The sequence below is a fragment of the Comamonas sp. JUb58 genome (assembly GCF_004364775.1).
Lineage (GTDB): Bacteria > Pseudomonadota > Gammaproteobacteria > Burkholderiales > Burkholderiaceae_C > Comamonas.
In genome coordinates, this window is sequence record NZ_SOAL01000004.1 from 62,457 (window position 1) to 86,032 (window position 23,576).

Sequence of the window (23,576 nt, forward strand, 5' to 3'; positions counted from 1 at the left end):
TGGAACGTAAAAAAGCCAGTCAGAGGTTCTGACTGGCTTTTTGGTTTTGGCGCCTTGTGAGGCGCCTGCCACCGCGCTGGTGGCAGAGCAGTACCGCTTACTTGGCGGCCAGGCGCTGCCAGGTGTCGATCACGCTGTCGGGGTTCAGCGAGATCGAGGCAATACCCTTGTCCGCCAGCCACTGCGCAAAGTCAGGGTGGTCCGAAGGTCCCTGGCCGCAGATACCGACGTACTTGTTCTGTGCCAGGCAGGCGCTGATGGCGCGCTCGAGCATCTTTTTGACGGCAGGGTCGCGCTCGTCAAAGTCGGCGGCCAGCAGTTCCAGACCGGAGTCGCGGTCCAGGCCCAGGGTCAGCTGGGTCAGGTCGTTCGAACCGATCGAGAAACCGTCGAAGTACTCCAGGAACTCATCGGCCAGGATGGCGTTCGAGGGCACTTCGCACATCATGATGACTTCCAGGCCGTTCTCGCCGCGCTTGAGGCCATTGGCCGCCAGCAGCTCGGTCACGCGCTTGGCCTGGTCCAGGGTACGCACGAAGGGGATCATGATCTTGACATTGGTCAGGCCCATCTCGTTGCGCACGCGCTTGAGCGCCTCGCATTCCATCTTGAAGGCTTCGCCGAAGTCCTTGGAGATGTAGCGCGCTGCACCACGGAAGCCCAGCATCGGGTTTTCTTCATCGGGCTCGTAACGGCTGCCACCGATCAGCTTGCGGTATTCGTTGGACTTGAAGTCCGACATGCGCACGATGACGGGCTTGGGGTAGAACGCCGCAGCGATCGTTGCCACACCTTCGGTGATCTTGTCCACGTAGAAAGCGCGCGGCGAGGCATGGCCACGGGCCACGGATTCGACGGCCTTCTTCAGGTCGGCATCCACAGCCGGGTAGTCCAGGATGGCCTTGGGGTGCACACCGATGTTGTTGTTGATGATGAATTCCAGACGTGCCAGACCCACGCCGTCGTTGGGCAGCTGGGCAAAGTCAAAGGCCAGTTGGGGGTTGCCCACGTTCATCATGATCTTGGTCTTGATCGGAGGCATCTCGCCACGCTTGACCTCGGTCACTTCGGTTTCGAGCAGGCCGTCATAGATGCGGCCGGTGTCGCCTTCTGCGCAGCTGACCGTCACCAGGGTGCCGTTCTTCAGCAGCTCGGTGGCATTGCCGCAGCCCACGACGGCGGGGATGCCCAGCTCGCGCGCAATGATCGCGGCGTGGCAGGTACGGCCACCGCGGTTGGTGACGATGGCCGCCGCCTTCTTCATCACCGGCTCCCAGTTCGGGTCGGTCATGTCGGTCACCAGCACATCGCCGGCTTCGACCTGGTCCATTTGCGAGATGTCGGAGACCAGGCGCACACGGCCGGTGCCGATCTTCTGGCCAATCGCGCGGCCTTCGGCCAGCACGGTGCCGCTGCCCTTGAGCTTGTAGCGCTGCTCGGCCTGGCCCTTGGACTGGCTCTTCACCGTCTCAGGGCGTGCCTGCAGGATGTAGAGCTTGCCGTCGGTGCCGTCCTTGCCCCATTCGATGTCCATCGGGCGGGCATAGTGCTTCTCGATCACCAGCGCGTACTGCGCCAGCTCATGCACTTCGGCATCGGTCAGCGAATAGCGGTTGCGCAGTTCGGGGCTCACATCGGTGGTGCTCACCAGCTTGCCGGAGGCGGCCTTTTCTTCAGGCGTTGCAAACACCATCTGCAGCAGCTTGGAGCCCAGGTTGCGGCGGATCAGCGCCTGCTTGCCGGCTTCCAGCATGGGCTTGTGCACATAGAACTCGTCCGGGTTCACGGCGCCCTGCACCACGGTCTCACCCAGGCCATAGCTGGAGGTGATGAAGACCACCTGGTCAAAGCCCGACTCGGTATCAATCGTGAACATCACGCCGGCGGCACCCTTGTCCGAGCGCACCATGCGCTGCACACCGGCCGACAGGGCCACCACATCGTGCTCAAAGCCCTTGTGCACGCGGTAGGAGATGGCGCGGTCGTTGTAGAGCGAGGCAAACACTTCCTTCATCTTGTGCAGCACATCGTCGATGCCCACCACGTTCAGGAAGGTTTCTTGCTGGCCGGCGAACGAAGCGTCAGGCAGGTCTTCTGCGGTGGCCGAGGAGCGCACGGCAAAGGAGGCCTCGGTATTGCCCGCTTGCAAGGTCACAAAAGCCTCGGCAATGGCTTTTTGCAGATCGAGCGGGAAAGGCTGGGCCTCGACCATGGCACGGATCTCGGCGCCGACCTGCGCCAGCGCGCGCACATCGTCCACATCCAGCGCCGCGAGCTTGGCGCTGATCTTGCCAGCCAGGCCTTCGTGGGCCAGGAACTCACGGAATGCGTGGGCCGTCGTGGCAAAGCCAGTGGGCACGCGCACGCCTTGCGGCAGTTGCGAGATCATTTCGCCGAGCGAGGCGTTCTTGCCGCCTACGACCTCGACGTCGGTCATTCTCAGGTTCTCAAACGGTACGACCAGGGCGGTCGCGCTGTAGAGGTTGGACATGGTGAAGCTCCGGAAGTTAAAAACTGGCTCGGGCGCCCATGGCCGCAGTGGGGGCAATGGCACGCACGCATAGACTCCTGTCCGGCCGCTGCGGGCTCGGACATCTGGCTTTGTATTTGTACTGGTAGGCCGGAGTACATGCGGGAAATGTGAATAATGGGCGTCATTGTAGGCGTGCCGCCGCCGTTTTGCTTGCGACTTGCTGAACACCGTGGTCAACAATGACAAACCCCGCAGGCAGCTGTGCGCCGCCTGCGACAGAATTCGCCCGTTACCGCCGATGTAGCATTAGGCCCAACATGCACCAACGCACCATTTTCTTTATCTCTGATGGCACCGGCGTGACAGCCGAGACCTTTGGCCGCGCCATCATGAAGCAGTTCGACATCACCACCCGTGCGGTGCGCCTGCCCTTTGTGGACACGGTCGACAAGGCCCACCAGGCCGTGCACCAGATCAACCACACGGCCGACAAGGAAGGCAAAAAGCCCATTGTTTTCACGACCTTGGTGGAGCCAGAGACGGTCAAGGTGGTGCATGAGCACTGCAAGGGCCTGGTGATGGACATGTTTGCCACCTTTGTCCAGCCGCTGGAAGACGAGCTGGGCGCCAAGTCGCACCACCGCATCGGCCGCTTTACCGATATCAGCGAGAGCAAGGAATACTTTGACCGCATGGAGGCGATCAACTTCAGCCTGGCGCACGATGACGGCCAGACCAACCACGACCTGGCCGGTGCCGATGTGATCCTGGTGGGGGTGAGCCGCAGCGGCAAGACACCTACCAGCCTCTACCTGGCGATGCAGTTTGGCCTGAAGGTGGCCAATTACCCGCTGATCCCCGAGGATTTTGACCGCCAGCAGCTGCCCCCGGCCCTGCTTCCTTATAAGAAGAAGATCTTTGGCCTGACCATTGCGCCCGAGCGCCTGTCCCAGATCCGCAATGAGCGCCGCCCCGACTCACGCTACGCCAGCCTGCAGAACTGCCGCATGGAAGTGGCCGAAGCCGAATCGATGATGCGCCGCGCCGGCATCCAGTGGCTGTCGACCACGCACAAGTCCATCGAAGAGATTGCCGCCGTGGTGCTGCAGGACCTCAAGCAGGACGAGTGAGCGGCCCGCTGCCAATCGTTGCTAGTTGCTGCTGATGGCTGCACATCGCGGCCACTGGCTATTCCGTAACGCTGCGCGGTATTGATGCGCAGCGTTACCCTTGCTTCGCACAGCTTTACAGCAGGCCGCATGCCCGCCTGCTATAACCAAGCGATCACGGCCCCGTGTGGATGGGCCGCCGCTCAGGAGTTCAAGCATGAACACAATATTTACCTGGATCGCCAGCGCCGGCCTCTGTGCCGCGCTGCTGACCGCCCTGCCCGCCCAAGCTGCCCAGCCGGGCGCTTTTTCCGTAACCGAGACCAAATCGGCCATCGGCAACAAACCCGCCAAGGCCCCGCGCACCAAGGACCGCTGCATCGGCCCCGAACTGGTGGACAAGGACGGCTTTCTCTACCCGGATCTGATCCTGTCCAAGCACTTCAGCCAGTGCCGTATCAAGGACAGCCAGCTGCTGGACAAGAACAACAAGAGCTGGACGATGACCTGCGGCAAGATGCTGACCGCCCAGGCCAAGCAGACCAATACCGGTGACAACTTTCATCTGCACATCGACGCAGCCCTGCTGGGCGGCGCGATGAAGCAGACGCTGGACTATGAAGCCCAGAGCTTGAAGCGCCAGTGCAAGCCTGAAGACGAGCCGCTGGAATAAGCAAGCACGTCACCAAGCAACGCAGCGGGCTTCAGGCCCGCTTAGTTTTGCGCGAAAAGATACTGGGCCGTGCCGTCCGGCGCCTGGGTGGCAAAGCAGCCCACGCCCCAGACCTGGGCAATGGTCTCGGGTGTCAGCACCTCGTGTGCGGGGCCATGCAGGCAGCCGCCGCCATGCACCAGCAGCACATCGTCGGCATAGCGCAATGCCAGGTTCATGTCGTGCACCACGGCAATCACCCCCACTCCGGCAGACGGCCCCGCATGCGCCCAGTCGCGCAGCAAGGCCATGGTCTGGTGCTGCCAGGCCAGGTCCATCGCAGCGGTGGGCTCATCGAGCAGCAGCCAGCGCGCGCCGCCGCAGGCAGCCGGCTCCCACAACTGGGCCAGCACCCGAGCCAGGTGGGTGCGCGCCCGCTCCCCGCCTGACAGGGTGCGCACGCTGCGCTGGGCAAAGGCACTGACCTGGGTCAGCGCCATCGCACGGGCCACAATGCCGGCCTCGTCGGTACTGGGGTGGAGACGGTGCGTATAGCGCCCCAGCTCCACCACCTCTTGCACCGTGAAGTCAAAGGCCACGCCGCCGTCCTGCATCATCATGGCGCGGCGCAGCGCCAGCTGCTCGGACGACCAGCGGGACAGCGGCTGCCCATCAAAAAACAGCTGGCCGCCATGGGGCTGCCACTGGCCCGTCAAGGTGCTCAGCAGGCTGGATTTGCCAGCGCCATTGGGCCCGACGATGGCGGTCACCCGGCCCGCCTCGATGCGGGTGTGCAGGCTCACCAGGGTATCGCCGCCGGGCACACCGACAGCCAGGTGCTCCAGGTGCCAGCTGCTGGCAGGCCCGCCCAAGGCGCTTGGCTGTGCGGGCCGGGTGGCAGCGCCCCAGGTCTTGAAGGGATTGAACATCTGCAGCCTCGCTCAGAGCTGGCGCCGGAACTGGCGCAGCATGGCCAAAAACAGCGGCACGCCGACCAAGGCGGTCAGCACACCCAGCGGCAGCTCGGCCGGCGCAACCACCGTGCGCGCAAAGGCATCGGCAAACACCACCATTGCAGCGCCCAGCAGAGCCGATGCCGGCAGCACCACGCGGTGGTCCGGCCCGGCCAGCATGCGCACCCAGTGCGGGGCCACCAGACCGATAAAACCAATCATGCCGCAGCCTGCGGTGATACAACCCACCACCAGGGCGGCCAGCACCACGGCTAGGCGTTTGGTGCGCTCCACCCCCACGCCCATCAGGCTGGCCTGGGCCTCGCCCAGGGCAATGGCATTGAGGGGCTGGGCCAGGCGCTGGGCGATCAGCATGGCCACGGCCACCACGGCGCATGTCGTCAAGGCCACTGGCCAGCGCGTGCTGCCCAGGCTGCCCATCAGCCACAGCTGCAGGTTGCGCAGCTGCTCATCGGTTGACAGAAAACTCAGCAGGCCCAGGCCGGCCATCGCCAGCGCATTGATAGCCACGCCTGCCAGCAGCATCACACCAATGCGCGTGCCGCCACCGGTTTGGGACAGGCCATAGATCAGAAAGGTGGTGAACAGGCCGCCGCCAAACGCGGTCAGCATCAGCGGCCAGCTGCCCAGGCTGCGCGGCAGCGCCGGAAACCACAGCGCGCCCATCACAATCAGCGCTGCAGCCGCCAAGGCCGCGCCGCTGCTGACCCCAATCAGGCCCGGGTCGGCCAGGGGATTGCGAAACAACCCCTGCATCAGCGCCCCGGCCATGCCCAGGCCCGCACCCGCCGCCAGGCCCAGAATGAGGCGCGGCAGGCGAATGGTGGCAAATACCAGCTGCTCGGTGCTGGCCCCCGGGCTGGCAGCGCCTGCGCCCTGCCACCAGTGCAGCCAGGCGTTCCAGGTGATACCCGGCAGGCGCGCCGCATCGATCGCAAAAGCGCCCTGACCGGCCGCAAACACAAAGGCCGCCAGCACCAGCAAGGCCATCAGGCCCAGGGTGCTGGATTTGCCCAGGCGCCGGTGTGCCCGGCCCTGGCTGGGCCGCCGCAGCACCGGCGTTGCCGCTGCAGCAGCAGCGGGGGTTGGCGCCACCGCATGCAAACCTGCTGTTGGTGCCGGCGTGCTGTGCGGGGCGTCCGCGCGGATGCGCACACGCGCCGCTTCGCTCATGGCTGGATGGCCAGCAAGCCCTGGTGCAGTGCCTGTACGGCCTGCGGCAAGCGCGGGCCATAGCCCAGCAGCTGGCTTGCCTCCAGCGCAACCATGGTCTTGTTCTTGAACGCAGGGGTCAGCGCCAGCTCGGGCCGTGCCCAGAACTTCTCCGCCCCGCCCACCGCCTCCAGGCCCTGGGTGGTGGTCACGATCACCTGCGGCGCCGCCTGCGCCATGGCTTCGGCCGTCAACGGCCGGTAGCCTTGGAAGCCCTGCATCACATTGCTGGCACCGCCCAGGCGCAGCAGCGCATCGGCCGCCGTGGCCTGGCCTGCCACCTGGGGCGATCCAGTGTGCGACAGCACAAACAGCGCACGCGGCGCGCGCCCGGCTGCCACACTGGCACGCACCTGGGCCTGGGTCTGGTCCCAGTCGGCCTGCAAGCGCTGCGCCAGCTGCTCGGCCTGGGCCTGCTTGCCGGTGGCCTGGCCCACCAGGCGGATCTTGCGCAGCACCTCGTCCCAGCTGTGGTCGGACTGCACCAGGGCCACGGTCACGCCGGCCTGCGCAATCTGCTGCAGCACCACGGGCGGGCCGGCCTCGGTCGTGCCGATCACCGTATCGGGCTTGAGCGAGAGCACACCCTCGGCGGCCAGCTGGCGCACATAGCCCACCTTGGGCGTTTTGTCGGCCGCCTCCGGGTAGTTGCTGGTGGTGTCGCTGCCCACCAGCAGTTGCTCGGCGCCCAGCAGGTAGATGATTTCGGTCAGCGCGCCACTCAAACTGATCAGGCGCTTGGCCGCCACCTGGGGCTGCACGCCGACAAAGGGCTGCAGCACCGATTTGGCACCTGCATCGGCCACCGGCCGGGCGGGCTGTGCCCAGAGCGGGCCCGCCATGGCTGCAGCGGCAGCACCAGCAGCCCAGGCGAGGCAATCACGGCGATTCAATAAAGCCATCTTGCACTCCTCAAGCACTTACCGGCTCGGCGTTCAGGCGCGGCAGGCCGGTCGCCAGCGCGCGCCAGCCCGCCAGCTCCGGCTTGCCGGGCTTGCGCGCACCAAAGAACATGGCCATCAGGTCGCCATAGGCGTCGAACAGCTCGACCGAGGTGACGGTGCCATCGCTGGTCGGCTTCTCCACCAGCCAGGCATGGGCAATCAGATCGGTGCGCAGATGCAGGTTGAAGCCCTGGTCCAGCACATTGATCCATTCGGCATTCGGGCTGCTCATCGGCTCGATTCGCTGCACCGGGCCGCTGTGGATCTGGATGCAGCCGCCGCTGCTGACAAACACCATGATGGGTGTGGCCGAGAAGCTGGCCTCGTTGAGCAAGGCGGTCACGCTGTCTTTGGCCAGGGGCCAGGCAAACTGGCCCTGCACCAGGCGGAAGGACTGCTGGCGCTCGGCCCCGGCCTTCTTGATAATGCTGAAGAACTCATGCGTGTCCTTCATGCCGGCCCAGGCTGCCTGCAGGGCGGGCACATCGACGCTGCTGTCGGCCGGCACGCTGACGGGCTTGCGTGCCTCTGGCGCATCAAAGCCGGGTACGCTGCCGCCAGCAGCCACCGCAAAGCGCTCCACCAGCGCCTGCCAGGCCTGCAGATCGCTGGCATCGCGGGCATACACCTTGTGCACCGCCCGGCCTGCCCGGTTGTAGAACTGCAGGCTGCGCAGCACCGTGCTGCCGCCATGGGCGGAGGTCTCGGTCACCGCAAAGCCGGCATGCCAGCTGGCAAAAAACAGGCGCAGGTCAATGTCTTCGTTCAGCGCAATACCCACCTGGGAACCCAACTCGCCGCCGGCGCTGAGGTTGGCGTAGACGCCGGTCTTCTCATGCACAGTGCTGGCATTGCGGGTCAAGGCCATCACCGGGCCGCAGGCTTCCAGTGCCTTGAGCACCTCCACCCAAGCACCCTCGGGTGCCGCCAGCACCTGCACCTGCAGGCTGCTGCCCTCGGGCTGCCACTGCTGGGCATGGGCGGCAATCGCCTCGCCTTCGCTGGTGCCGGCGGCTTCGGCCGCTTCCTTGGCGCGCAGGCCCTTGGCACGTTCTGCGGCAAAGGCGCGGCGGATGTCGGCGGCACGGGCCGCGCTCAAGGCGGCTGGCGCAGCGGCGGGAGAAAGAGACGGATTCATGGGGGACTCCTTAGGGAAAAGCCGGCAGCGTGCAGAGCGCGCACGCTGCCCACAGAGGCAGATTCAGAACTCGGCGACCAGGCTGACCTTGAGCGATCGGCCGGGCTGGGTGTAGCCGTCGATAAAGGTGGCATTCGATGCCACGCCGCGCACATCGGACCAGCGCCAGTACTTCTTGTCGGTCAGGTTGTAGAGACCGACATTCAAGCGCAGATCCTTGCGGATGCGCCACTGCGTGGTCAGGTCCACCACCGTGGCCGAGGGGCTGAGGAACTGCGGGCCCGTGCTGGGGTTGGTCGTGTCCTTGGCCTTCTTGCCCTGGGTGTAGTTCAGGCCCAACTGCGCTGTCCAGACGGCGGCCTCGGCACGCAGGCCCACGGTAAAGCGCTGCGGATCGATGGACGACAGCGGCTCGGCGCTGGTGCGGTCACGGCCCTGGGTACGGCCCCAGGAAAACGGCGTGCTCCAGCCGATGCCGGCGTAGCGGCCCCAGTCGGCATGGCCCTTGACCTCAAAACCGCTGATGTTGACCCGGCCCCGGTTGACCGACTGGAACACCAGCGGATCGCTGGGCGAGCCCACACCGCCCACCTGCACCAGGTCGTCGATAAAGTCCTTGTAGCGGCCGGTGAATGCCGCCACATCCAGCGCCACATTGCCCAGGCGCCCACGCACACCCAGCTCCAGGTTCTGGCTGGTTTCCGGCTTCAGGTCAGGATTGGGAATGGTCTTGTAGTTGCCCACCGGGTTTTCAAAAAAGGCATTGACCTGGCCGGCGTTGGGCGCGCGGAAGCCCTTGGCGTAGTTACCGAACACACTCCACGCCGGATTGACCCGGTACATCACACCCAGCTTGGGCGAGGTGGCATTGCCCGACAGCGACACCGCATTGGCGCCAAAGCCGGCCTGGTCGGCCTTGATGCTGAAGTGGTCGTAACGCAGGCCAGGCGTGAAGGTCCAGTTGCCCAGCACCAGCTCATCTTGCGCATACAGTGCCCAGCTCGATTCGGTGGTATCGGGGAAGCGTTTGAGCGGAAAGGTTTCGCCCACCGGCGGCGTGATACCCGTCTGCAGGTTCTCGACATCGCTGCGCACATAGTCGATGCCGTAGGTGATCTTCTGCGCCAGGCCCGCATCGCCACGCAGTACCTTGCTGGCCTGCACGTTCGCCTGCCAGGTCTTTTCCTGGTAGGTCACATCGCGGGTGCGGTCGGCAGCGGTCAGGCGGTCTTCGTAGATGAACTCGCGCGAATCTGCATTCTGGTAGCTCAGGCTGGCCTTGATGTCATCCCACGCGGGCGTGCTCAGGTTGCGCCACTCGCCCGCCCAGCTGCCGCGCGTGCGCTTCATGTCCGTGGTCGCCCCCGAATCGATGACGGCCGTAGCGGCGCTGACCGGCGGCGCCGTGCGTGCGGTGTAGAGCTGGTAGTCGGCCTTCTTGTCGACATGCTCCACGGTGAAGGTGTGCTTCTGGTCTGCATTGGGTCGCACCACCACCTTGCCCAGCACCGAGGTATCCTTGTCGTGCTGCGGGTTGGGGACGGTGCGGCGCGTATCGAGCGTGTCGATATCGCCCATGTTCTTGAGCTCGCGGCTGCGGCCCAGGTTCACGCCCAGCAGCCATTCGACCGTCTCATTGGGCTTGCCAGCCAGGGTCAGGCCCAGGTTCTTGCCGGTGTTCTCACTGTCATAGCCCACGCTGGCACGGCCGCCAAAGGTCTGGCCGTCTTTGAGCAGATTGCTGGGCTCGTTGGTGATGAAGTTGACCAGGCCCGCCATGCCGTCGGAACCATAGAGCGCCGAGGTGGCTCCCCGCACCACTTCCACCCGCTGGATCATGCCGACATCGAGGTAGTCACGGCCAAAGGCATTGGCGCTGAACACATAGCTGCGTGGCAGGCGGATGCCATCGACCAGCATCAGCACGCGGTTGCCGTCCAGCCCGCGGATATTGAAGCCGGCATTCTGGTCACGGCCGGTCGGGCTGGACGCCAGGGTAAAACGTGCCGGTGCGCGCTTGACCGAGACATTGGGCATGTCGCGGGCGATATCGCGGATATCGCGGATCTGCTGCTCTTCCATCTGCCGGGCATTGATGACATCAATGCTCATCGGCAGCTCGTCGGGGTCTTGCTCGTAGCGCGAGCCGCTGACCACCATTTCCTTCAGCAAGGGCGCATCGGCCGCAGCCACCTGCACGGCGCCAGTCGCCTGAGCGCTGCTGGCCGCTGCAGGGCTTTGGGCCTGTGCTGCCTGGGCCATGCAGAGCAAGGCCGCCAGCGCCAGCGGTTGCAAGGCCAGCGGCTGGCGTGCGCCAGTGGCTACACGCGAAACGGATGGGGTGGAAGACACGCGATGCGCGTCGCAAAGGGGATGAGCAGCCACGGGCCGAGCTTTCAGACAACAGGGTTGAACAAAGAAGCTGGCAATGACGGCCCGGTGCTAGGCAGGGGCGGCCGCACGGCTGGCGTGCGGGTCACAGGCTGGCGAAGCAACAAGTATATGAGAATAGTTCTTATTTATTGATGCAATAGCCCTGCAAAGGCTGGTGCTGCAGCGAAATCGCGACAGTTGCAGCGGAATGGGCCAGATCCGCTGCTATTGGCCCTTTGTATCGCTCATCTGATCGAGGGTTTGCAGCGGGTTCGCGCCAACAAAAAGCCGCCTGGTCCGCAAGGCCTGCGTGGTTGGAGCTCCCGATGGGCGCCCTCCTTCGCAATGGCATGCAGACCAGGCGGCTTGCGCGCTGGCCTTGTTGGCGGCTCAGCCGATCACTTCAGCCACTTCTGCGCCTCTTGCTGCAGCACGCCGCGCAGCGCCAGCACATCCCAGGTGAACTGCATCACGCGCTGGTAGTCGGCATCGTCCACCGGCAGCATGAAGCCCAGCTGGTTGACGGGAGTCAACGGCTTGTCCAGGTAGGCGGCGTAGAGGCGCGGGTCGGCCTTGCTGTAGTGCAGTGCCTCATAGGTCTCGGTGATCATCGCATCGCCCTTGCCTTCGGCGATCAGGCCCGGAATCTCGGCGTTCTTGTCATGCGTGCTGACCTGGGCGTTCTTCAGGTTCTGCAGCACATAGGCCTCGTTGGTGCCGCCGGGGTTCTTGATCACGCGCACGCTGGCCTGGTTCAGGCTTTCGGGTGTGGTGAACTTGTCCTTGTCGGCCGCACGCACCAGAGCCACCTTGCCGAACGGTGCATAGCCCGGCAGCATCTGCACCTTGCTCAGACGCGCCACATTGCGGGTGATGCCGCCCACAGCCACATCGAACTTGTTGTCCTGCAGGTCCTGCATCAGCTTGGGCCAGGTGGTGTCCACATACTCGACCTTGACACCCAGCTCCTTGGCCATGGCTTCGACCACCTCGATGTCATGGCCGGCGTACTTGCCATCGGCCTTCATCGCAAAGGGGCGGTAGTCGCCCGGCGTGCCCACGCGCAGCACCTTGGCCTGCATGATGGCGTCAAGCCGGGGGCCCGCCTGGGCAGGCAGCGACAGCGCTGCAAGCGCCGTCGCGCTGACGGCCATGGCGGCGAGGGTCTTGGTTTTCTTCAGGAACATGTTGGCACCTTGGTGTTTCGACAATCGGGAGGGACATCACGCAAAAAAAGCGTGCACACCGTTGCGGTGTACACGCTTTTTGAGACACGCGGCGCCATTGTGTCCCAGCGCCAGCCGCCTGCCCATCGGGGTTCACCCAAGCGCGGCAGGCGCTGCGACGATCTCAATAACGCGAGATCTGGCCCTGGTTGATCTGCACGCGGTCGCCCGGGCGCAGATCGCCGGGGTTGGGCACATCAAAAATGCGCTGGCCGCCGTTTTGCAGGTTGATATGGATGCGGTAGCCGCTGACGGTGCTGCGGCCGCTGTTGGACGACTGCTCCAGCGCATTGCCAGCCGCTGCGCCGCCGGCCACACCGGCAGCGGTGGCGGCCATGCGGCCAAAGCCGCCGCCGACCTGGTTGCCCAGCACGCCGCCGACCACGGCACCCAAAATGGCGCCTACGCCGGAGGTGCTGCGCGACTGCGAGCGCAGCTCTTCAATATTGCCCACGGTGCCGTATTCCATACCGTAAGGCGCCTGCTGCTGCGGGTAGCTGCCCTGCTGCTGGGGCGCCGGGCCTTGCGGGTAGCGGTTGTCATAACGGGGAGGTGCCTGCACACAGGCTGCCAGTACCGAGGTGGCCGCCAGGGCCAGACCCAGCTTGCCTGCACGTTGCAGCAGGCTGCGCGAGCTTGGATTCGTTTGAGACATTGCGCTCTCCTTTCAGATCACAAAAATGACTAGGGGGTCAGGGCCATCTGGGGCCCGCCAGTTTCAATAGCTTGGGGCACTGCCTTACTTGGTGCCGGTGGAGCCATAGCCCCCGGCGCCGCGTTCAGACACATCGCCAAAATCTTCCACCACCTGAAAACTCGCCTGCACCACCGGCACGATCACCATCTGTGCCAGGCGCTCCATCGGCTGCAGCACAAAGGGTTGCGTGCTGCGGTTCCAGGCGCTGACCATCAGCTGGCCTTGGTAGTCGCTGTCGATCAGGCCGACCAGGTTGCCCAGCACGATGCCATGCTTGTGGCCCAGGCCCGAGCGCGGCAGGATCATCGCGGCATAGCCGGGGTCGCGCAGGTGGATGGCCAGACCGGTGGGCACCAGCTGCCAGGCATTGGGCTCCAAGGTCAGGGGGGCATCCAGGCAGGCGCGCAAATCCAGGCCGGCGCTACCGGGCGTGGCGTACTGGGGCAGCTGCTCTTGCATGCGGGGGTCGAGAATCTTCAGGTCAACGATCATGGTGGTGGTTCAAAAACAATGCAGCGAAGGCTAGCATATACACAACGCCTGCCAGCGCAGTTGGTGCACCGGCCTACAGGCATTTACCGTATGCATACAAATGCAAGCATCTGCAGCGGCAGCGCCCCACCCCCGGCAGCCCCGGCTGCGACTGCCTTTTGACCCACCTGATAGCTCGCAACTAGTCCTTCTGGGACCAGCCTTTTTTGAAGGCCGCGATCAGCATCACAATGCCCAGCGGCGGGAACATGATGCCCAGGATCGCGGCAATCAGTATCCCGATGAGCTTGAAGCCGCTGAAGGATTTTTTGGTGTCGGTGCTGTTGCCGGCGGAGGTAAAGATCGATGTGGTGGCTGCGCCTGAACCGCTGCGCGTGGTGGTGGTCAGCGTCTGCGCCGCGCCTTGGCGCTTGTCCTTGCGCGTCTGGTCCATCTGGCGGATGCGGTCGAGCAGCTCCTGGGCCTGGTCGGCAATCGGGTTGCTGCCGGCACCATGGCCGGAGGCGCCCGGCGTTGCCTGCGCCTGACCATTGCGCGGCCGCGCCGGCCGCGCCGGCCGCTGCGTGCTGCCCACGGTATGGGCGGCGCCAGGGTTCTGCCGGGCGATGAGCTGCTCTACATAGCGCACAAAGTCGCCATGTGGCGGGGTGTCATAGACAGAAGCCGTGTCCCTGTTCAGCAGTGCCAATTGCATCTCCTCCTGGCGCCGTCGCCTGCAAGTGGCGGCAGCGATTGATAGTTTCAAACTCCGGCATAGCAAGCCTGCATGCCCGGACCCTCTTATCCCTCTGAGAGCGCATTGTGCTTGACATCCAGCGCCCCTACAACGCGTCAGATGCGGCGCCCGCTGCCTGCACCCGGCCTTGCTTTCTGTCACAATGGCCTCAACTTTTGTCCATGGCGCAACCCCTGGCGCCAAAAACCCAAAATTTAACGAGGAACCTGCCATGTCGGAATCCCTGATCAAGCACACCAACGAAGCCAGCTTTGACGGCGATGTTCTGCAACCCAACACCAATGTTCTGGTGGACTTCTGGGCCGAATGGTGCGGCCCTTGCAAGCAGATCGCCCCCGTGCTGGAAGAAGTTTCGGTCAGCTACAAGGACAAGCTGCAGATCGCCAAGGTCAATGTCGATGAGAACCGCGCTATCTCGGCCAAGTTCGGCATCCGTGGCATCCCCACGCTGATGCTGTTCAAGAACGGCCAGCTGGCCGCTACCAAGGTTGGCGCCCTGAACAAGGCCCAACTGACGGCCTTCCTGGACGAGCAACTGGCTTAAATCCAGCCCCGGTGCATGCGCGGTCACCGCGTCTGCACCCAAGCATGGCCGCCCAACTTGGCGGCCATCGCCAACAAAGCACGGTTTTCGCCGTGCTTTTTGCATTTTTCAAGCATTTGATTTTTCTATATTTTTATAAAAAAATCAAAACCCCTAGCGGCTTGCTGTCCCGCTTGATACATATAGTTGATAATTCAGGCGGGATGTTCTTGCAGCAACCTGTCTATAATCCGCATTCAGATCACCGATCGTATTCCGACCAAGAATAGATCAAGCATGGTCTCCGGCTTCGCGGTCTCCCGCTAATTGCACCGGCTCTGCATTCCCCCTACCTCTAACAGTTACTCCGTTCTGGAGTCTATCCATGCACTTAAATGAGCTCAAGGCACTGCATGTGTCTGAAGTCCTCAAGCTGGCAGAAGAGCTTGAAATTGAAAATACCGGCCGCATGCGCAAACAGGAGTTGATGTTTGCGATCATCAAGAAGCGCGCCAAAGCGGGTGAACAGGTTTTCGCCGATGGCGTCCTGGAAATCCTGCCCGACGGATTCGGCTTTCTGCGCAGCCTCGACACGAGCTTCACGGCCAGCACCGACGATATCTACATCTCCCCCAGCCAGGTGCGCCGCTTCAATCTGCACACCGGCGACATGATTGAAGGCGAAGTGCGCACACCCAAGGATGGCGAGCGCTACTTTGCCTTGACCAAGCTCGACCAGGTCAACGGTCTGCCGCCCGAGCAAAACAAGCACAAGATGATGTTCGAGAATCTGACGCCGCTGTTCCCCAAGGAACAGATGCGTCTGGAGCGCGACATCAAGGCAGAAGAGAACATCACCGGCCGCCTGATCGACATCATTGCCCCCATTGGCCGTGGCCAGCGCGCACTGATCGTTGCCCCCCCCAAGAGTGGCAAGACGATGATGATGCAGAGCATTGCACACGCCATCACCGCCAACTACCCTGATGTGCACATGATGGTGTTGCTCATCGACGAGCGCCCAGAAGAAGTGACGGAGATGCAGCGCTCGGTCAAGGGTGAGATCATTGCATCGACCTTTGACGAACCCGCTGCCCGCCACGTGCACGTGGCCGAAATGGTCATCGAGCGCGCCAAGCGCCTGGTGGAAATGGGTCAGGATGTCGTCATCATGCTCGACTCCATCACCCGTCTGGCCCGCGCCTACAACAACGTAGTGCCCTCGTCGGGCAAGGTGCTCTCCGGTGGTGTGGATGCCAACGCGCTGCAGCGCCCCAAGCGCTTCTTTGGCGCGGCCCGCAACGTCGAAGAAGGTGGCTCGCTCACCATCATCGCCACCGCACTGGTCGACACCGGCAGCCGCATGGACGAAGTGATCTTTGAAGAATTCAAGGGCACCGGCAACAGCGAACTGCACCTGAGCCGCCGTCTGTACGAAAAGCGCGTCTTCCCCGCCATCGAGCTCAACAAGAGCGGTACGCGCCGCGAAGAAATGCTGCTGGCTCCCGAGATCCTGCAAAAGACCCGCATCCTGCGCCAGTTCATGTACAACATGGACGAGATCGAGTCCATGGAGCTGATGATCAAGAACATGAAGCAGACCAAGAGCAATGTCGAGTTCTTCGACATGATGCGCCGCGGCGGCTAAACCCCGCTCAGCACCCACCGGCCTGCCAACCCTCCGCTCAACACGGAGGGTTTTTTCATGTCCCCTTGCGCCAGCGCTCCCCCGCCACCGTTTTTGGCGTCCGGCCAAAGTGGCGTTCAAAGGCGGTGCTGAAGCTGGAGACATGCTGGTAGCCCACCTGGTAGGCCACCGTCGATACCCGCTGGCCGCTGTCCAGCAGCTCCCAGGCCCGCTCCATGCGGATGCGGGTCAGCAGGCGGTGCGGGCTGGTGCCCAATAGCAGGCGAAAGCCGGTTTTCAATGCGAAGGCATTGGTCCCCACCGCTGCACACAGGTAGGCCACCGTCAAGGGTTGGGCATAGTCGCGCAGCAGGATGTCGCGCGCCTGGAGGATCTTGTCCTGCTCTGCTGGGCGCAAGGGGCCCGCTGTATTGGGCGGTGGGCGCAGCTGGCGGGTCTGTTCGGACAGCAGGCTGAGTGCGGCGATTTGAATGCCCAGCAGAGCACCTCGCTCATCCTGCCCTTCTTGCACATGCCTGGGCAGCAAGGCAGCAGCCCATTGCGCGGTGCTCGCACCATAGGCGCCAAAATGCAGCGCGCGCGCAGATTGGTCAAAGCGCACGCCGTCCAGCAGATCTGCCAAGCCATAGCGCTGCAGCAGCGCCTCATCGGCCACCAGCCGCAGTTGGCGCACGGCCTGACCCGCTGGAAAGCAGCGCTCGCCCCGTACCGAGGCAAAGGCCGCCAAGGTGCTGTGGCCGGCGACAAAGTCAAAGCGCTGGCCGTCCACACCGGTGGTGCTGGACTGCCCTTGCAGCGCCACCGTCAGGGTCAGGCAGCGGTTCTCGCGCTCCAGCAGGCTGGTTTGTTGCAGGGGCTGCCGGGCCTGGTAGTCCATATAGACAAGGGCCAGGCCGGGCTCGATCTGCAGCCGGTCGGTCACGCAATGGCCCAGCTGCGCGGGCAGGCTGGAGCGCCACCAGGCCGAGGAGCCCAGGCGCTGGGCTGCGCTGGCGTCTGCGCTGCTGATTCGGTAGACCAAGTTTGCCTTTCTTGCCGTAGCACGCGGCAGCATCGCGAATGACTCCGCCGTGCCAAAGCAATGCTCCGTTTTGCCTAAATTTCAAATGATACCTATTTGCATTTGAGTTTTACAGTGAACGCTCTGTATCCACTTCCGAGCACAGCAACATGGCACACCTTCCCCCATCCATCGATATCGCCCTGGCCCACCCATCCAACGCGGAGGCCTGAGCATGCGCATGGATTTCCAGACCGAACACCCGCTGCAAGCGCTCTGGCGCCTGACCGCCATCCCGCTGCAAAGCCAGGCACTGGCGCAAGCGCTGGCGCACCAGCTCTTTGCGCATTTGGCCCAGCCCGCCAGCGCCAGCACCGTCGCAGAACGCCTGGGCCTGCACCCAGGCGCCTGCGCCATCTGGCTGGAGCTGCTGTGGAGCATGGACCTGCTCAGCCGCCAGCAAGCTTCTGATGCGGCTGACGGCAGCGCAGGCGAGGCACTGTTCTGCAGCTCCGCGCTGGCCCAGCGCTATTTTCTGGAAGCCGCACCCGACTATTGCGGTCAGGCCTGGCAGTACCGCCAGCAGGCCTTGTCCGGCCTGGCTGCGCAGTGGCCGCAGTGGCTGGCCCAGGGCCAGGTGGCAATGACGGCGCCACCCGGCAGCTGGGCCCAGGCGGCCAGGGTGCAGATTGCGCAAGAGCAGCGCGCGATAACGGTGCCGGCCATCCAGCATCTGCTGGCACAGCTCGGCCCATTGCCGGCCACCGGGCGCTTGCTGGATCTGGGCGGCGGCCCTGGCCACATAGGCATCGCGCTGGCCCAACAACTGCCGCAATGGCAGGGCATGGTCTGCGATGAGCCCGCCACGGCAGCCGTAGCGGCCGAGAACATTGCCCAGGCTGGCTTGGCGGCGCGCATGGGCGCACAGGGCTGCGATGTGCAGCAGCAGGACTACGGCCAGGGCTATGACCTGATCTGGTGCTCTTCGGTGCTGCACTTTCTGCCGGACCCGGCCCAGGCTGTGCGCGGCATGTGGGAGGCCTTGAACGCCGGCGGCCTGCTGCTGCTGGCCCATGCCGAGCGGCCCGATGACCCGGCGATGGCCGCCTGCGTCTTGCCCTTTTATGCCGGCCTGGTGCTGCGCGGCCATTACCTGCCCCGCCCGGGCGACATGGCCCGGCATATGGCGGCCGGCGGTTTTGGGCAGATCCGCGCGCTGGGGCGGCTGGATTTCCCGATGGCACCGGTCTGGCTGCATGCGGGGCGCAAGTCGGCGTAAGGCTCGCTAAATCAAAGCCTTGCAATGTTTCAGGCTCAGGCCGCCAAGGCCATCAGCCGACTGAAACCAGAGGTTTTGCAGAAAAGAAAGCCATCCTATGCAATAATGGAGGGCTTTTATTGCGGAAAGTACGCCCAGTTTACTGGGATGCAGAGGTTGCATCCGGCTTGGCACGGCTCCCGCACTTGACCTAAGGAAGAATCATGAAAGAAGGCATTCACCCAGACTACCGCGAAGTGTTGTTCGTGGACCTGTCCAACGGCTTCAAGTTTGTGACCCGCTCCTGCGTGAACACCAAGGAAACCGAAACCTTCGAAGGCAAGGAATACCCGCTGTTCAAGCTGGATACCTCGTCTGAGTCGCACCCTTTCTACACCGGCACCCAAAAGTCGGTGGACAACATGGGCGGCCGTGTGGAGCGTTTCCGCAACCGTTTCGGCAAGAAGTAATTTGCTTTTGGCAAAAGGGCTTCGGGCTGCAAGGCCTGTTGCCCTTTTTGTCTTGGCAATCCAAAGGCAGTGCGACACCGTACTGCCTTTTTTTATTGACCCGCTTGTTGGACCGGCAGAGAATGCGCGGTTCTCCTACATTTCTGGTTCAGGGCCTGCTAAGCTGCTGAGCCTTGCCTCCTCTGGTAACCCCGTGTGAATTTTCCGACCCCAGCCATCGTCTCCCAAGCCGCTGTACGCCCCCTGCCGCGTGCGCTCCTGCTGCTGCTCTGCCTGGCCTATGTGGTGCCCGGCTTTGTGGCCCGCGCGCCCTGGAAGACCTTGGACATCACCAGCTATGGCTACGCCCTGGCGCTGGCAGAAGGCCGGACTCCCTGGTTGGCACCGGAGATTCTGGGCCTGAGCCCGGACACCGAGGGCCTGATTCCCTACTGGCTGGGCGCCTGGGCGATCCAGGCCTTTGGCGACGTCATCTCACCCGAGCTGGCCAGCCGCCTGCCCTTTGCCGCCCTGCTCTGGCTGGCCCTGATGGCCACCTGGTATGCCGTCTACTACCTCGCCCGCAGCCCGGGCGCAGGCCCGGTGGCCTTTGCCTTTGGTGGTGAGGCCAACGAGATTGACTATGCCCGCGCGATGGCCGATGGCGGCCTGCTCGCACTGATTGCCTGCTTGGGCCTGGCCCAGCCCTCGCACGAGGCCAGCAGCTATGTGGTGCAGCTGTCGGGTGTCTGCTTTGTGTTCTATGCAGCCGCCTGCATCCCCATCCGCTTTGGCACACCGCTGTGCGTGGGGGCCATCGGCCTGGTGATGCTGGCACTGAGCGGCGCGCCCACCTATGCGGTCTGCCTGGGCCTGGGCGTGGCCCTGATCTTGGCGCTTACCCCTGTCGATGCCAAGCTGCGCGCACGCAGCCTGCAGGCCGCCGGTGCCTTTGCGATCCTGGGCGTGGCCGCCTTGCTGCTGGCCGTCTACCTGCACCAGTGGCAATGGCGCATCCTGCCGGCCGAGCACTTCCGCCAGCTGCGCCCGCTGTTTGAGCTGGTGGTCTGGTATGTCTGGCCGGCCTGGCCCTTGGCGCTGTGGTCGCTGTGGATCTGGCGCCGCCAGGTCGCCGACTGGCGCTTTGTGCACCGACATCTCTGGCTGCCCATCCTGCTGGGAGCCCTGGCCCTGGTCAACACCATCATCACCACCCCGTCTGATCGCGCACTGCTGCTGGGCCTGCCCGCGTTTGCGGCGCTGGCCGCCTTTGCGCTGCCCACCTTCCGCCGCGCCATGGCGGCGCTGATCGACTGGTTCACCTTGCTGTTTTTCAGCGCGGCGGCTATCACCATCTGGGTGATCTGGCTGGCGGTCTACACCGGCACGCCAGCCAAGCCAGCGGCCAATGTGGCCCGCATTGCCCCCGAGTTTGTCGCGCAGTTCTCGCTGCCGCAGTTTGTTATCGCTGCGCTGGCCACCTTGGCCTGGTGCGCGCTGGCCTTTTGGCGTGCCCGCCGCAACCGACCCGAGATCTGGCGCAGCCTGGTGCTGCCCGCTGGCGGCACCGTGCTCAGTTGGATCTTGCTGATGAGCATCTGGATGCCCATGCTGGACTACGGCCGCAGCTACACCGCCCAGGTGCAGGCGCTGGCCAAGGTGCTGCCGCCACCGGCATCGGCCGGCTGTGTGGCCACCTGGGGCCTGAGCCGCTCGCAGATCGTGGCCATGCAGGCCCAGGGCGGCTGGCAGCTCAAGACCTTGAACGACCCGAGCAGCGACGGCTGCAACTGGCTGGCCATGCCGCTGGAATCGCAGCGCACCCCGAGCAACGAGGTGCTGGGCCCTGAGTGGAAGCGCCTGGCTGCCGTGGCCCGCCCGACCGACAAGAACGCGGAGATCGTCATCTACCGTCGTCAAGCGAATTGACGGTGCCTATGCGGGAGAGCTTGACGCGCCTGCTGGCAGGCCGCGATATGCGGGTGCTGGCCAAACATGCGGGCACCGTGTTTGTCGGCCAGATCGCCGTGATGGGCTTTGGCGTGGTCGACACCATCGTCGCCGGCCGCCATGCCGAGGCCTCGCTGGCGGCGCTGTCGGTGGGCTCGGCCATCTTTGTGACGGTCTATGTCTCGCTGATGGGCCTGCTGCAGGCGCTGATGCCGATCTGGTCGGAGATGCACGGCGCGCGCCGCCATGCCGACATTGGCGCCTCGCTGCGCCAGTCCCTCTACATCTGCCTGGCAGCCACCTTGCTGGGCTGGGCCGTGCTGTTCAACCCCGCGCCCATCCTGCGCTGGACCGAGGTGCCGCAAGAGCTGCAAGCGCTGGTCAAAAGCTACCTGGCCATCATCGGCTGGAGCCTGCCGGCCGCGCTGCTGTTCCGTATTTTCAGCACCCTGAGCCAGTCGCTGGGCAAGCCCAAGATGGTCACCTGGCTGCAGGCCATGTCCTTGCTGGTCAAGCTGCCGCTGTCGGTCTGGTTCACCTTTGGCGGCCTGGGCCTGGCACCGATGGGCGTGCTGGGCTGCGCCTGGGCCACCTTTCTGGTCAATTTCCTGCTCTGCGGCCTGGGCTGGTGGCTGCTGCGCAGCCAGTCCGTCTATGCGCCGGCAGCTATCTGGCGCCGCCTGGAGCGACCGCACTGGCCCACCTTGGCACAGTTTGCGCAGATGGGTGTGCCGGCCAGCCTGTCGATCCTGGTCGAGATCACCTCCTTCACCTTGATGGCGCTCTATGTGGCGCGCATGGGCACAGCCTCGTCGGCGGCGCACCAGATTGCCGCCAATGTCACCGCGCTGATGTACATGGTGCCGCTGTCCTTGGCCATTGCAACCAGCGCCCGCGCCAGCTACTGGCGCGGCGCGGGCGATGAGGCGCGGGCACGCCAGGTGGTGTTTCTGGGCCTGTTCAGCGCCATGGGCTTGGCAGCCAGCTTGGCGCTGCTGGTCTGGCTGAGCAAGGGCTGGATTGTGCCGATCTACACCAGCACGCCGGAGGTGGCAGCCATTGCGCTGGGCCTGCTGGGCTGGGTCAGCCTCTACCACCTGGCCGATGCGAGCCAGACCGTGTCCATCTTTGTGCTGCGCAGCTACCGCATCACCGTCACGCCTTTGCTGGTGTACTGCAGCCTGCTCTGGGGTGTGGGCCTGTGGGGCGGCTTCCAGCTGGCCTACCACGGCCTGGCGGGCCGCCCGGCGATGGCATCGCCGGTCGCCTTCTGGATGTGCGCCGCCTATGCGCTGATGCTGGCGGCCGCCTGCTTCCTGGTCTTGCTGCACCGGGTGACCGCTCGCGCGGTACGCCAGAGCCGTTAAACGAGTTCTTCGGTCAGCTGCTTGCGCACCCGCGACGGCGGGAACACCACGCTGAATTCCGACCCCTTGCCGATCGTGCTGCGGATCTGCAGCTGCGCGCCATGGCGCTGCAGCACATGCTTGACGATGGCCAGGCCCAGGCCGGTGCCGCCGGTATCGCGCGAGCGGCTGCGGTCAAGGCGGTAGAAGCGCTCGGTCAGGCGCGGGATGTGCTCGGGCGCAATGCCCGGGCCGGTGTCGGTGACGCTGACACGCCCCGAGCCATCGGGCTGGCGCATGAACTGCACGCGGATCTCGCCGCCTGCCGGCGTGTAGCGCACGGCATTGTTGACCAGATTGGACAGCGCGCTTTGCAGCTCATTGCCGGCACCGGCCAGCTCGTAGCTGCCTGCATCGGCTTCCGCATCCGGAAAGAACAGCTGCAGGGGCTTGTCGCCCTCCTTGGCGATCATGCGTGCCAGGCCGCGTGCATCCTCTTCGCAGCGCTTGAGCAAGCCTTCCACGCTGACCCATTCATTGAGGCTGGGCGGTGGATTGCCTTCCAGGCGCGACAAGGTCAACAGGTCAACCACCAGGCCTTGCATGCGGTGGGCCTGGTTGGACATCAGGCCCAGGTACTGGGTGCGCTCTTCGGCGCTCAGCGGCAGGGTCTGCAGGGTTTCGATAAAGCCGGCCAGCACCGTCAGCGGCGTGCGGATCTCGTGCGAGACATTGGCCACAAAGTCGCGCCGCATCGCGTCCGCCAACTCCATCGAGGTCACATCGCGCGACAGCAGCAGCTTGCGGTTGCCGCCGTAGGGAAACATCTGTACCGACATGCGCATCGGGCTGGCCGCGCGCATCACCGGGCTGATCATCACCACATCCTTGCTGAAGTTGTTGGCGTTGAAATAGCCGATGAACTCCGGCGCGCGCACCAGGTTGGTGATGACCTGCATGTGGTCGCGCTCGAGATTGAAGCCGAAGTGGTCGCAGGCGGTCTGGTTGCACCACTCGATGTGGCTGTGCTCATCGAGCAGCACCACGCCATTGGGCGAGGCCTGGATGGCCGTCAGCACCTGGTGCAGCCGGTCATCGGACTGCGCCTCGTTCTTTTGCAGCTGGCGCACCAGGCGCCGCGCCCGATCGGCTGCCTCGCCCCACATGCCCATCAGCTGCGGGGCGCTGTCCGCGTCGCCGTACCGCAGCCATGCCACGACCTTGTTACCCCGCCACAAATCCGTGACAAACCAGCACCAGGCACCGATGACAGCCGCTATCAAAGCGCCATGCCACTGCCCCAGCCACCAACCCAGGGCCGCGCCCAGGGCCTGAAAAACCAAAAAACTGACGATGCGAAACAGCATGCAGGCCTA

The 23,576-nt window shown here is 64.3% G+C and carries 21 protein-coding genes; 9 read left to right on the plus strand and 12 right to left on the minus strand.

Annotation, left to right across the window (positions count from 1 at the left end):
• Positions 1-97: 97 nt before the first annotated feature.
• Complete coding sequence (ppsA, locus tag EDF71_RS05240) at positions 98-2,491, minus strand: phosphoenolpyruvate synthase (protein WP_133855562.1); 2,394 nt, start codon at positions 2,489-2,491, stop codon at positions 98-100.
• 299 nt (positions 2,492-2,790) lie between these two features.
• Here ppsA and EDF71_RS05245 point away from each other — a divergent pair, with 299 nt between their 5' ends.
• Both EDF71_RS05245 and EDF71_RS05250 read left to right on the plus strand, forming a co-directional pair.
• The gene (locus EDF71_RS05245) at positions 2,791-3,603 is read left to right on the plus strand and encodes a pyruvate, water dikinase regulatory protein (RefSeq protein WP_021026838.1); all 813 of its coding nucleotides are present in this window, start codon (positions 2,791-2,793) and stop codon (positions 3,601-3,603) included.
• Positions 3,604-3,799: 196 nt separating this feature from the next.
• The gene (locus EDF71_RS05250; RefSeq protein ID WP_133855563.1) at positions 3,800-4,255 is read left to right on the plus strand and encodes a DUF3617 family protein; all 456 of its coding nucleotides are present in this window, start codon (positions 3,800-3,802) and stop codon (positions 4,253-4,255) included.
• Between the two features lie 41 nt (positions 4,256-4,296).
• Here the strand turns inward: EDF71_RS05250 and EDF71_RS05255 are convergent, their stop codons facing one another.
• From EDF71_RS05255 to EDF71_RS05295, 9 genes are all read right to left on the minus strand, one after another.
• Positions 4,297-5,163 (minus strand): ATP-binding cassette domain-containing protein, encoded by an 867-nt coding sequence (locus EDF71_RS05255; protein ID WP_133855564.1) that lies wholly within the window; start codon positions 5,161-5,163, stop codon positions 4,297-4,299.
• Between the two features lie 12 nt (positions 5,164-5,175).
• Positions 5,176-6,198, minus strand: coding sequence for an iron ABC transporter permease (locus EDF71_RS05260; RefSeq protein WP_243854194.1), 1,023 nt, complete (start codon positions 6,196-6,198; stop codon positions 5,176-5,178).
• Positions 6,199-6,377: 179 nt separating this feature from the next.
• Positions 6,378-7,322, minus strand: a complete 945-nt coding sequence (locus tag EDF71_RS05265) for an ABC transporter substrate-binding protein (protein WP_243854181.1) — start codon at positions 7,320-7,322, stop codon at positions 6,378-6,380.
• 10 nt (positions 7,323-7,332) lie between these two features.
• Positions 7,333-8,502, minus strand: coding sequence for a ChuX/HutX family heme-like substrate-binding protein (locus tag EDF71_RS05270; protein ID WP_133855566.1), 1,170 nt, complete (start codon positions 8,500-8,502; stop codon positions 7,333-7,335).
• 63 nt (positions 8,503-8,565) lie between these two features.
• Positions 8,566-10,854 carry a TonB-dependent hemoglobin/transferrin/lactoferrin family receptor gene (locus tag EDF71_RS05275; protein WP_347876661.1) on the minus strand — a complete coding sequence of 763 codons (2,289 nt, stop codon included), beginning with the start codon at positions 10,852-10,854 and terminating at the stop codon, positions 8,566-8,568.
• Positions 10,855-11,273: 419 nt separating this feature from the next.
• Positions 11,274-12,029 (minus strand): transporter substrate-binding domain-containing protein, encoded by a 756-nt coding sequence (locus EDF71_RS05280; RefSeq protein ID WP_243854195.1) that lies wholly within the window; start codon positions 12,027-12,029, stop codon positions 11,274-11,276.
• 196 nt (positions 12,030-12,225) lie between these two features.
• Complete coding sequence (locus EDF71_RS05285) at positions 12,226-12,756, minus strand: glycine zipper 2TM domain-containing protein (RefSeq protein ID WP_133855568.1); 531 nt, start codon at positions 12,754-12,756, stop codon at positions 12,226-12,228.
• An 84-nt stretch (positions 12,757-12,840) separates the two neighbouring features.
• A complete protein-coding gene (dut, locus tag EDF71_RS05290; protein ID WP_133855569.1) occupies positions 12,841-13,290 on the minus strand; it encodes a dUTP diphosphatase in 450 nt (149 codons plus the stop codon).
• A gap of 181 nt (positions 13,291-13,471) precedes the next feature.
• Positions 13,472-13,978, minus strand: coding sequence for a hypothetical protein (locus EDF71_RS05295; RefSeq protein WP_133855570.1), 507 nt, complete (start codon positions 13,976-13,978; stop codon positions 13,472-13,474).
• Positions 13,979-14,237: 259 nt separating this feature from the next.
• Here EDF71_RS05295 and trxA point away from each other — a divergent pair, with 259 nt between their 5' ends.
• From trxA to rho, 3 genes are all read left to right on the plus strand, one after another.
• The gene (gene trxA / locus EDF71_RS05300; RefSeq protein ID WP_133855571.1) at positions 14,238-14,570 is read left to right on the plus strand and encodes a thioredoxin TrxA; all 333 of its coding nucleotides are present in this window, start codon (positions 14,238-14,240) and stop codon (positions 14,568-14,570) included.
• A gap of 44 nt (positions 14,571-14,614) precedes the next feature.
• Positions 14,615-14,839 carry a hypothetical protein gene (locus EDF71_RS05305; RefSeq protein WP_133855572.1) on the plus strand — a complete coding sequence of 75 codons (225 nt, stop codon included), beginning with the start codon at positions 14,615-14,617 and terminating at the stop codon, positions 14,837-14,839.
• A 95-nt stretch (positions 14,840-14,934) separates the two neighbouring features.
• Positions 14,935-16,197: a transcription termination factor Rho gene (gene rho / locus EDF71_RS05310; RefSeq protein WP_133855573.1), complete on the plus strand. Its 1,263-nt coding sequence runs from the start codon at positions 14,935-14,937 to the stop codon at positions 16,195-16,197.
• A gap of 55 nt (positions 16,198-16,252) precedes the next feature.
• Here rho and EDF71_RS05315 read toward each other — a convergent pair whose 3' ends face one another.
• On the minus strand, positions 16,253-17,218 hold the full coding sequence (locus EDF71_RS05315; RefSeq protein ID WP_166656453.1) for an AraC family transcriptional regulator: 966 nt from the start codon (positions 17,216-17,218) through the stop codon (positions 16,253-16,255).
• A 214-nt stretch (positions 17,219-17,432) separates the two neighbouring features.
• Between EDF71_RS05315 and EDF71_RS05320 the strand changes: the two genes are divergently transcribed.
• The 4 genes from EDF71_RS05320 (at position 17,433) to EDF71_RS05335 (ending at position 22,221) form a co-directional block, all read left to right on the plus strand.
• Entirely contained in the window at positions 17,433-18,476 is a 1,044-nt protein-coding gene (locus EDF71_RS05320) for a class I SAM-dependent methyltransferase (RefSeq protein ID WP_133855575.1), read from the plus strand.
• A gap of 203 nt (positions 18,477-18,679) precedes the next feature.
• The gene (locus EDF71_RS05325) at positions 18,680-18,925 is read left to right on the plus strand and encodes a type B 50S ribosomal protein L31 (RefSeq protein WP_021026595.1); all 246 of its coding nucleotides are present in this window, start codon (positions 18,680-18,682) and stop codon (positions 18,923-18,925) included.
• Between the two features lie 195 nt (positions 18,926-19,120).
• Positions 19,121-20,833, plus strand: coding sequence for a hypothetical protein (locus EDF71_RS05330; RefSeq protein WP_133855576.1), 1,713 nt, complete (start codon positions 19,121-19,123; stop codon positions 20,831-20,833).
• A gap of 8 nt (positions 20,834-20,841) precedes the next feature.
• Positions 20,842-22,221 (plus strand): MATE family efflux transporter, encoded by a 1,380-nt coding sequence (locus tag EDF71_RS05335; protein ID WP_133855577.1) that lies wholly within the window; start codon positions 20,842-20,844, stop codon positions 22,219-22,221.
• Here EDF71_RS05335 and phoR read toward each other — a convergent pair.
• A complete protein-coding gene (gene phoR / locus EDF71_RS05340) occupies positions 22,218-23,567 on the minus strand; it encodes a phosphate regulon sensor histidine kinase PhoR (RefSeq protein WP_133855578.1) in 1,350 nt (449 codons plus the stop codon). The two genes, EDF71_RS05335 and phoR, sit on opposite strands and share 4 nt — an antisense overlap.
• Positions 23,568-23,576: the final 9 nt, after the last annotated feature.

Coding starts and splice junctions, on each gene's coding strand:
- EDF71_RS05270 (WP_133855566.1), bottom strand. CDS start 8,502: ATGAATCCGTCTCTTTCTCCCGCCGCTGCGCCAGCCGCCTTGAGCGCG.
- dut (WP_133855569.1), bottom strand. CDS start 13,290: ATGATCGTTGACCTGAAGATTCTCGACCCCCGCATGCAAGAGCAGCTG.
- trxA (WP_133855571.1), top strand. CDS start 14,238: ATGTCGGAATCCCTGATCAAGCACACCAACGAAGCCAGCTTTGACGGC.
- EDF71_RS05280 (WP_243854195.1), bottom strand. CDS start 12,029: ATGGCCGTCAGCGCGACGGCGCTTGCAGCGCTGTCGCTGCCTGCCCAG.
- EDF71_RS05305 (WP_133855572.1), top strand. CDS start 14,615: ATGGCCGCCCAACTTGGCGGCCATCGCCAACAAAGCACGGTTTTCGCC.
- EDF71_RS05320 (WP_133855575.1), top strand. CDS start 17,433: ATGCGCATGGATTTCCAGACCGAACACCCGCTGCAAGCGCTCTGGCGC.
- rho (WP_133855573.1), top strand. CDS start 14,935: ATGCACTTAAATGAGCTCAAGGCACTGCATGTGTCTGAAGTCCTCAAG.
- EDF71_RS05255 (WP_133855564.1), bottom strand. CDS start 5,163: ATGTTCAATCCCTTCAAGACCTGGGGCGCTGCCACCCGGCCCGCACAG.
- EDF71_RS05285 (WP_133855568.1), bottom strand. CDS start 12,756: ATGTCTCAAACGAATCCAAGCTCGCGCAGCCTGCTGCAACGTGCAGGC.
- ppsA (WP_133855562.1), bottom strand. CDS start 2,491: ATGTCCAACCTCTACAGCGCGACCGCCCTGGTCGTACCGTTTGAGAAC.
- EDF71_RS05245 (WP_021026838.1), top strand. CDS start 2,791: ATGCACCAACGCACCATTTTCTTTATCTCTGATGGCACCGGCGTGACA.
- EDF71_RS05265 (WP_243854181.1), bottom strand. CDS start 7,322: ATGGCTTTATTGAATCGCCGTGATTGCCTCGCCTGGGCTGCTGGTGCT.
- EDF71_RS05325 (WP_021026595.1), top strand. CDS start 18,680: ATGAAAGAAGGCATTCACCCAGACTACCGCGAAGTGTTGTTCGTGGAC.
- EDF71_RS05260 (WP_243854194.1), bottom strand. CDS start 6,198: ATGGCCTTGCTGGTGCTGGCGGCCTTTGTGTTTGCGGCCGGTCAGGGC.
- EDF71_RS05250 (WP_133855563.1), top strand. CDS start 3,800: ATGAACACAATATTTACCTGGATCGCCAGCGCCGGCCTCTGTGCCGCG.
- EDF71_RS05335 (WP_133855577.1), top strand. CDS start 20,842: ATGCGGGAGAGCTTGACGCGCCTGCTGGCAGGCCGCGATATGCGGGTG.
- phoR (WP_133855578.1), bottom strand. CDS start 23,567: ATGCTGTTTCGCATCGTCAGTTTTTTGGTTTTTCAGGCCCTGGGCGCG.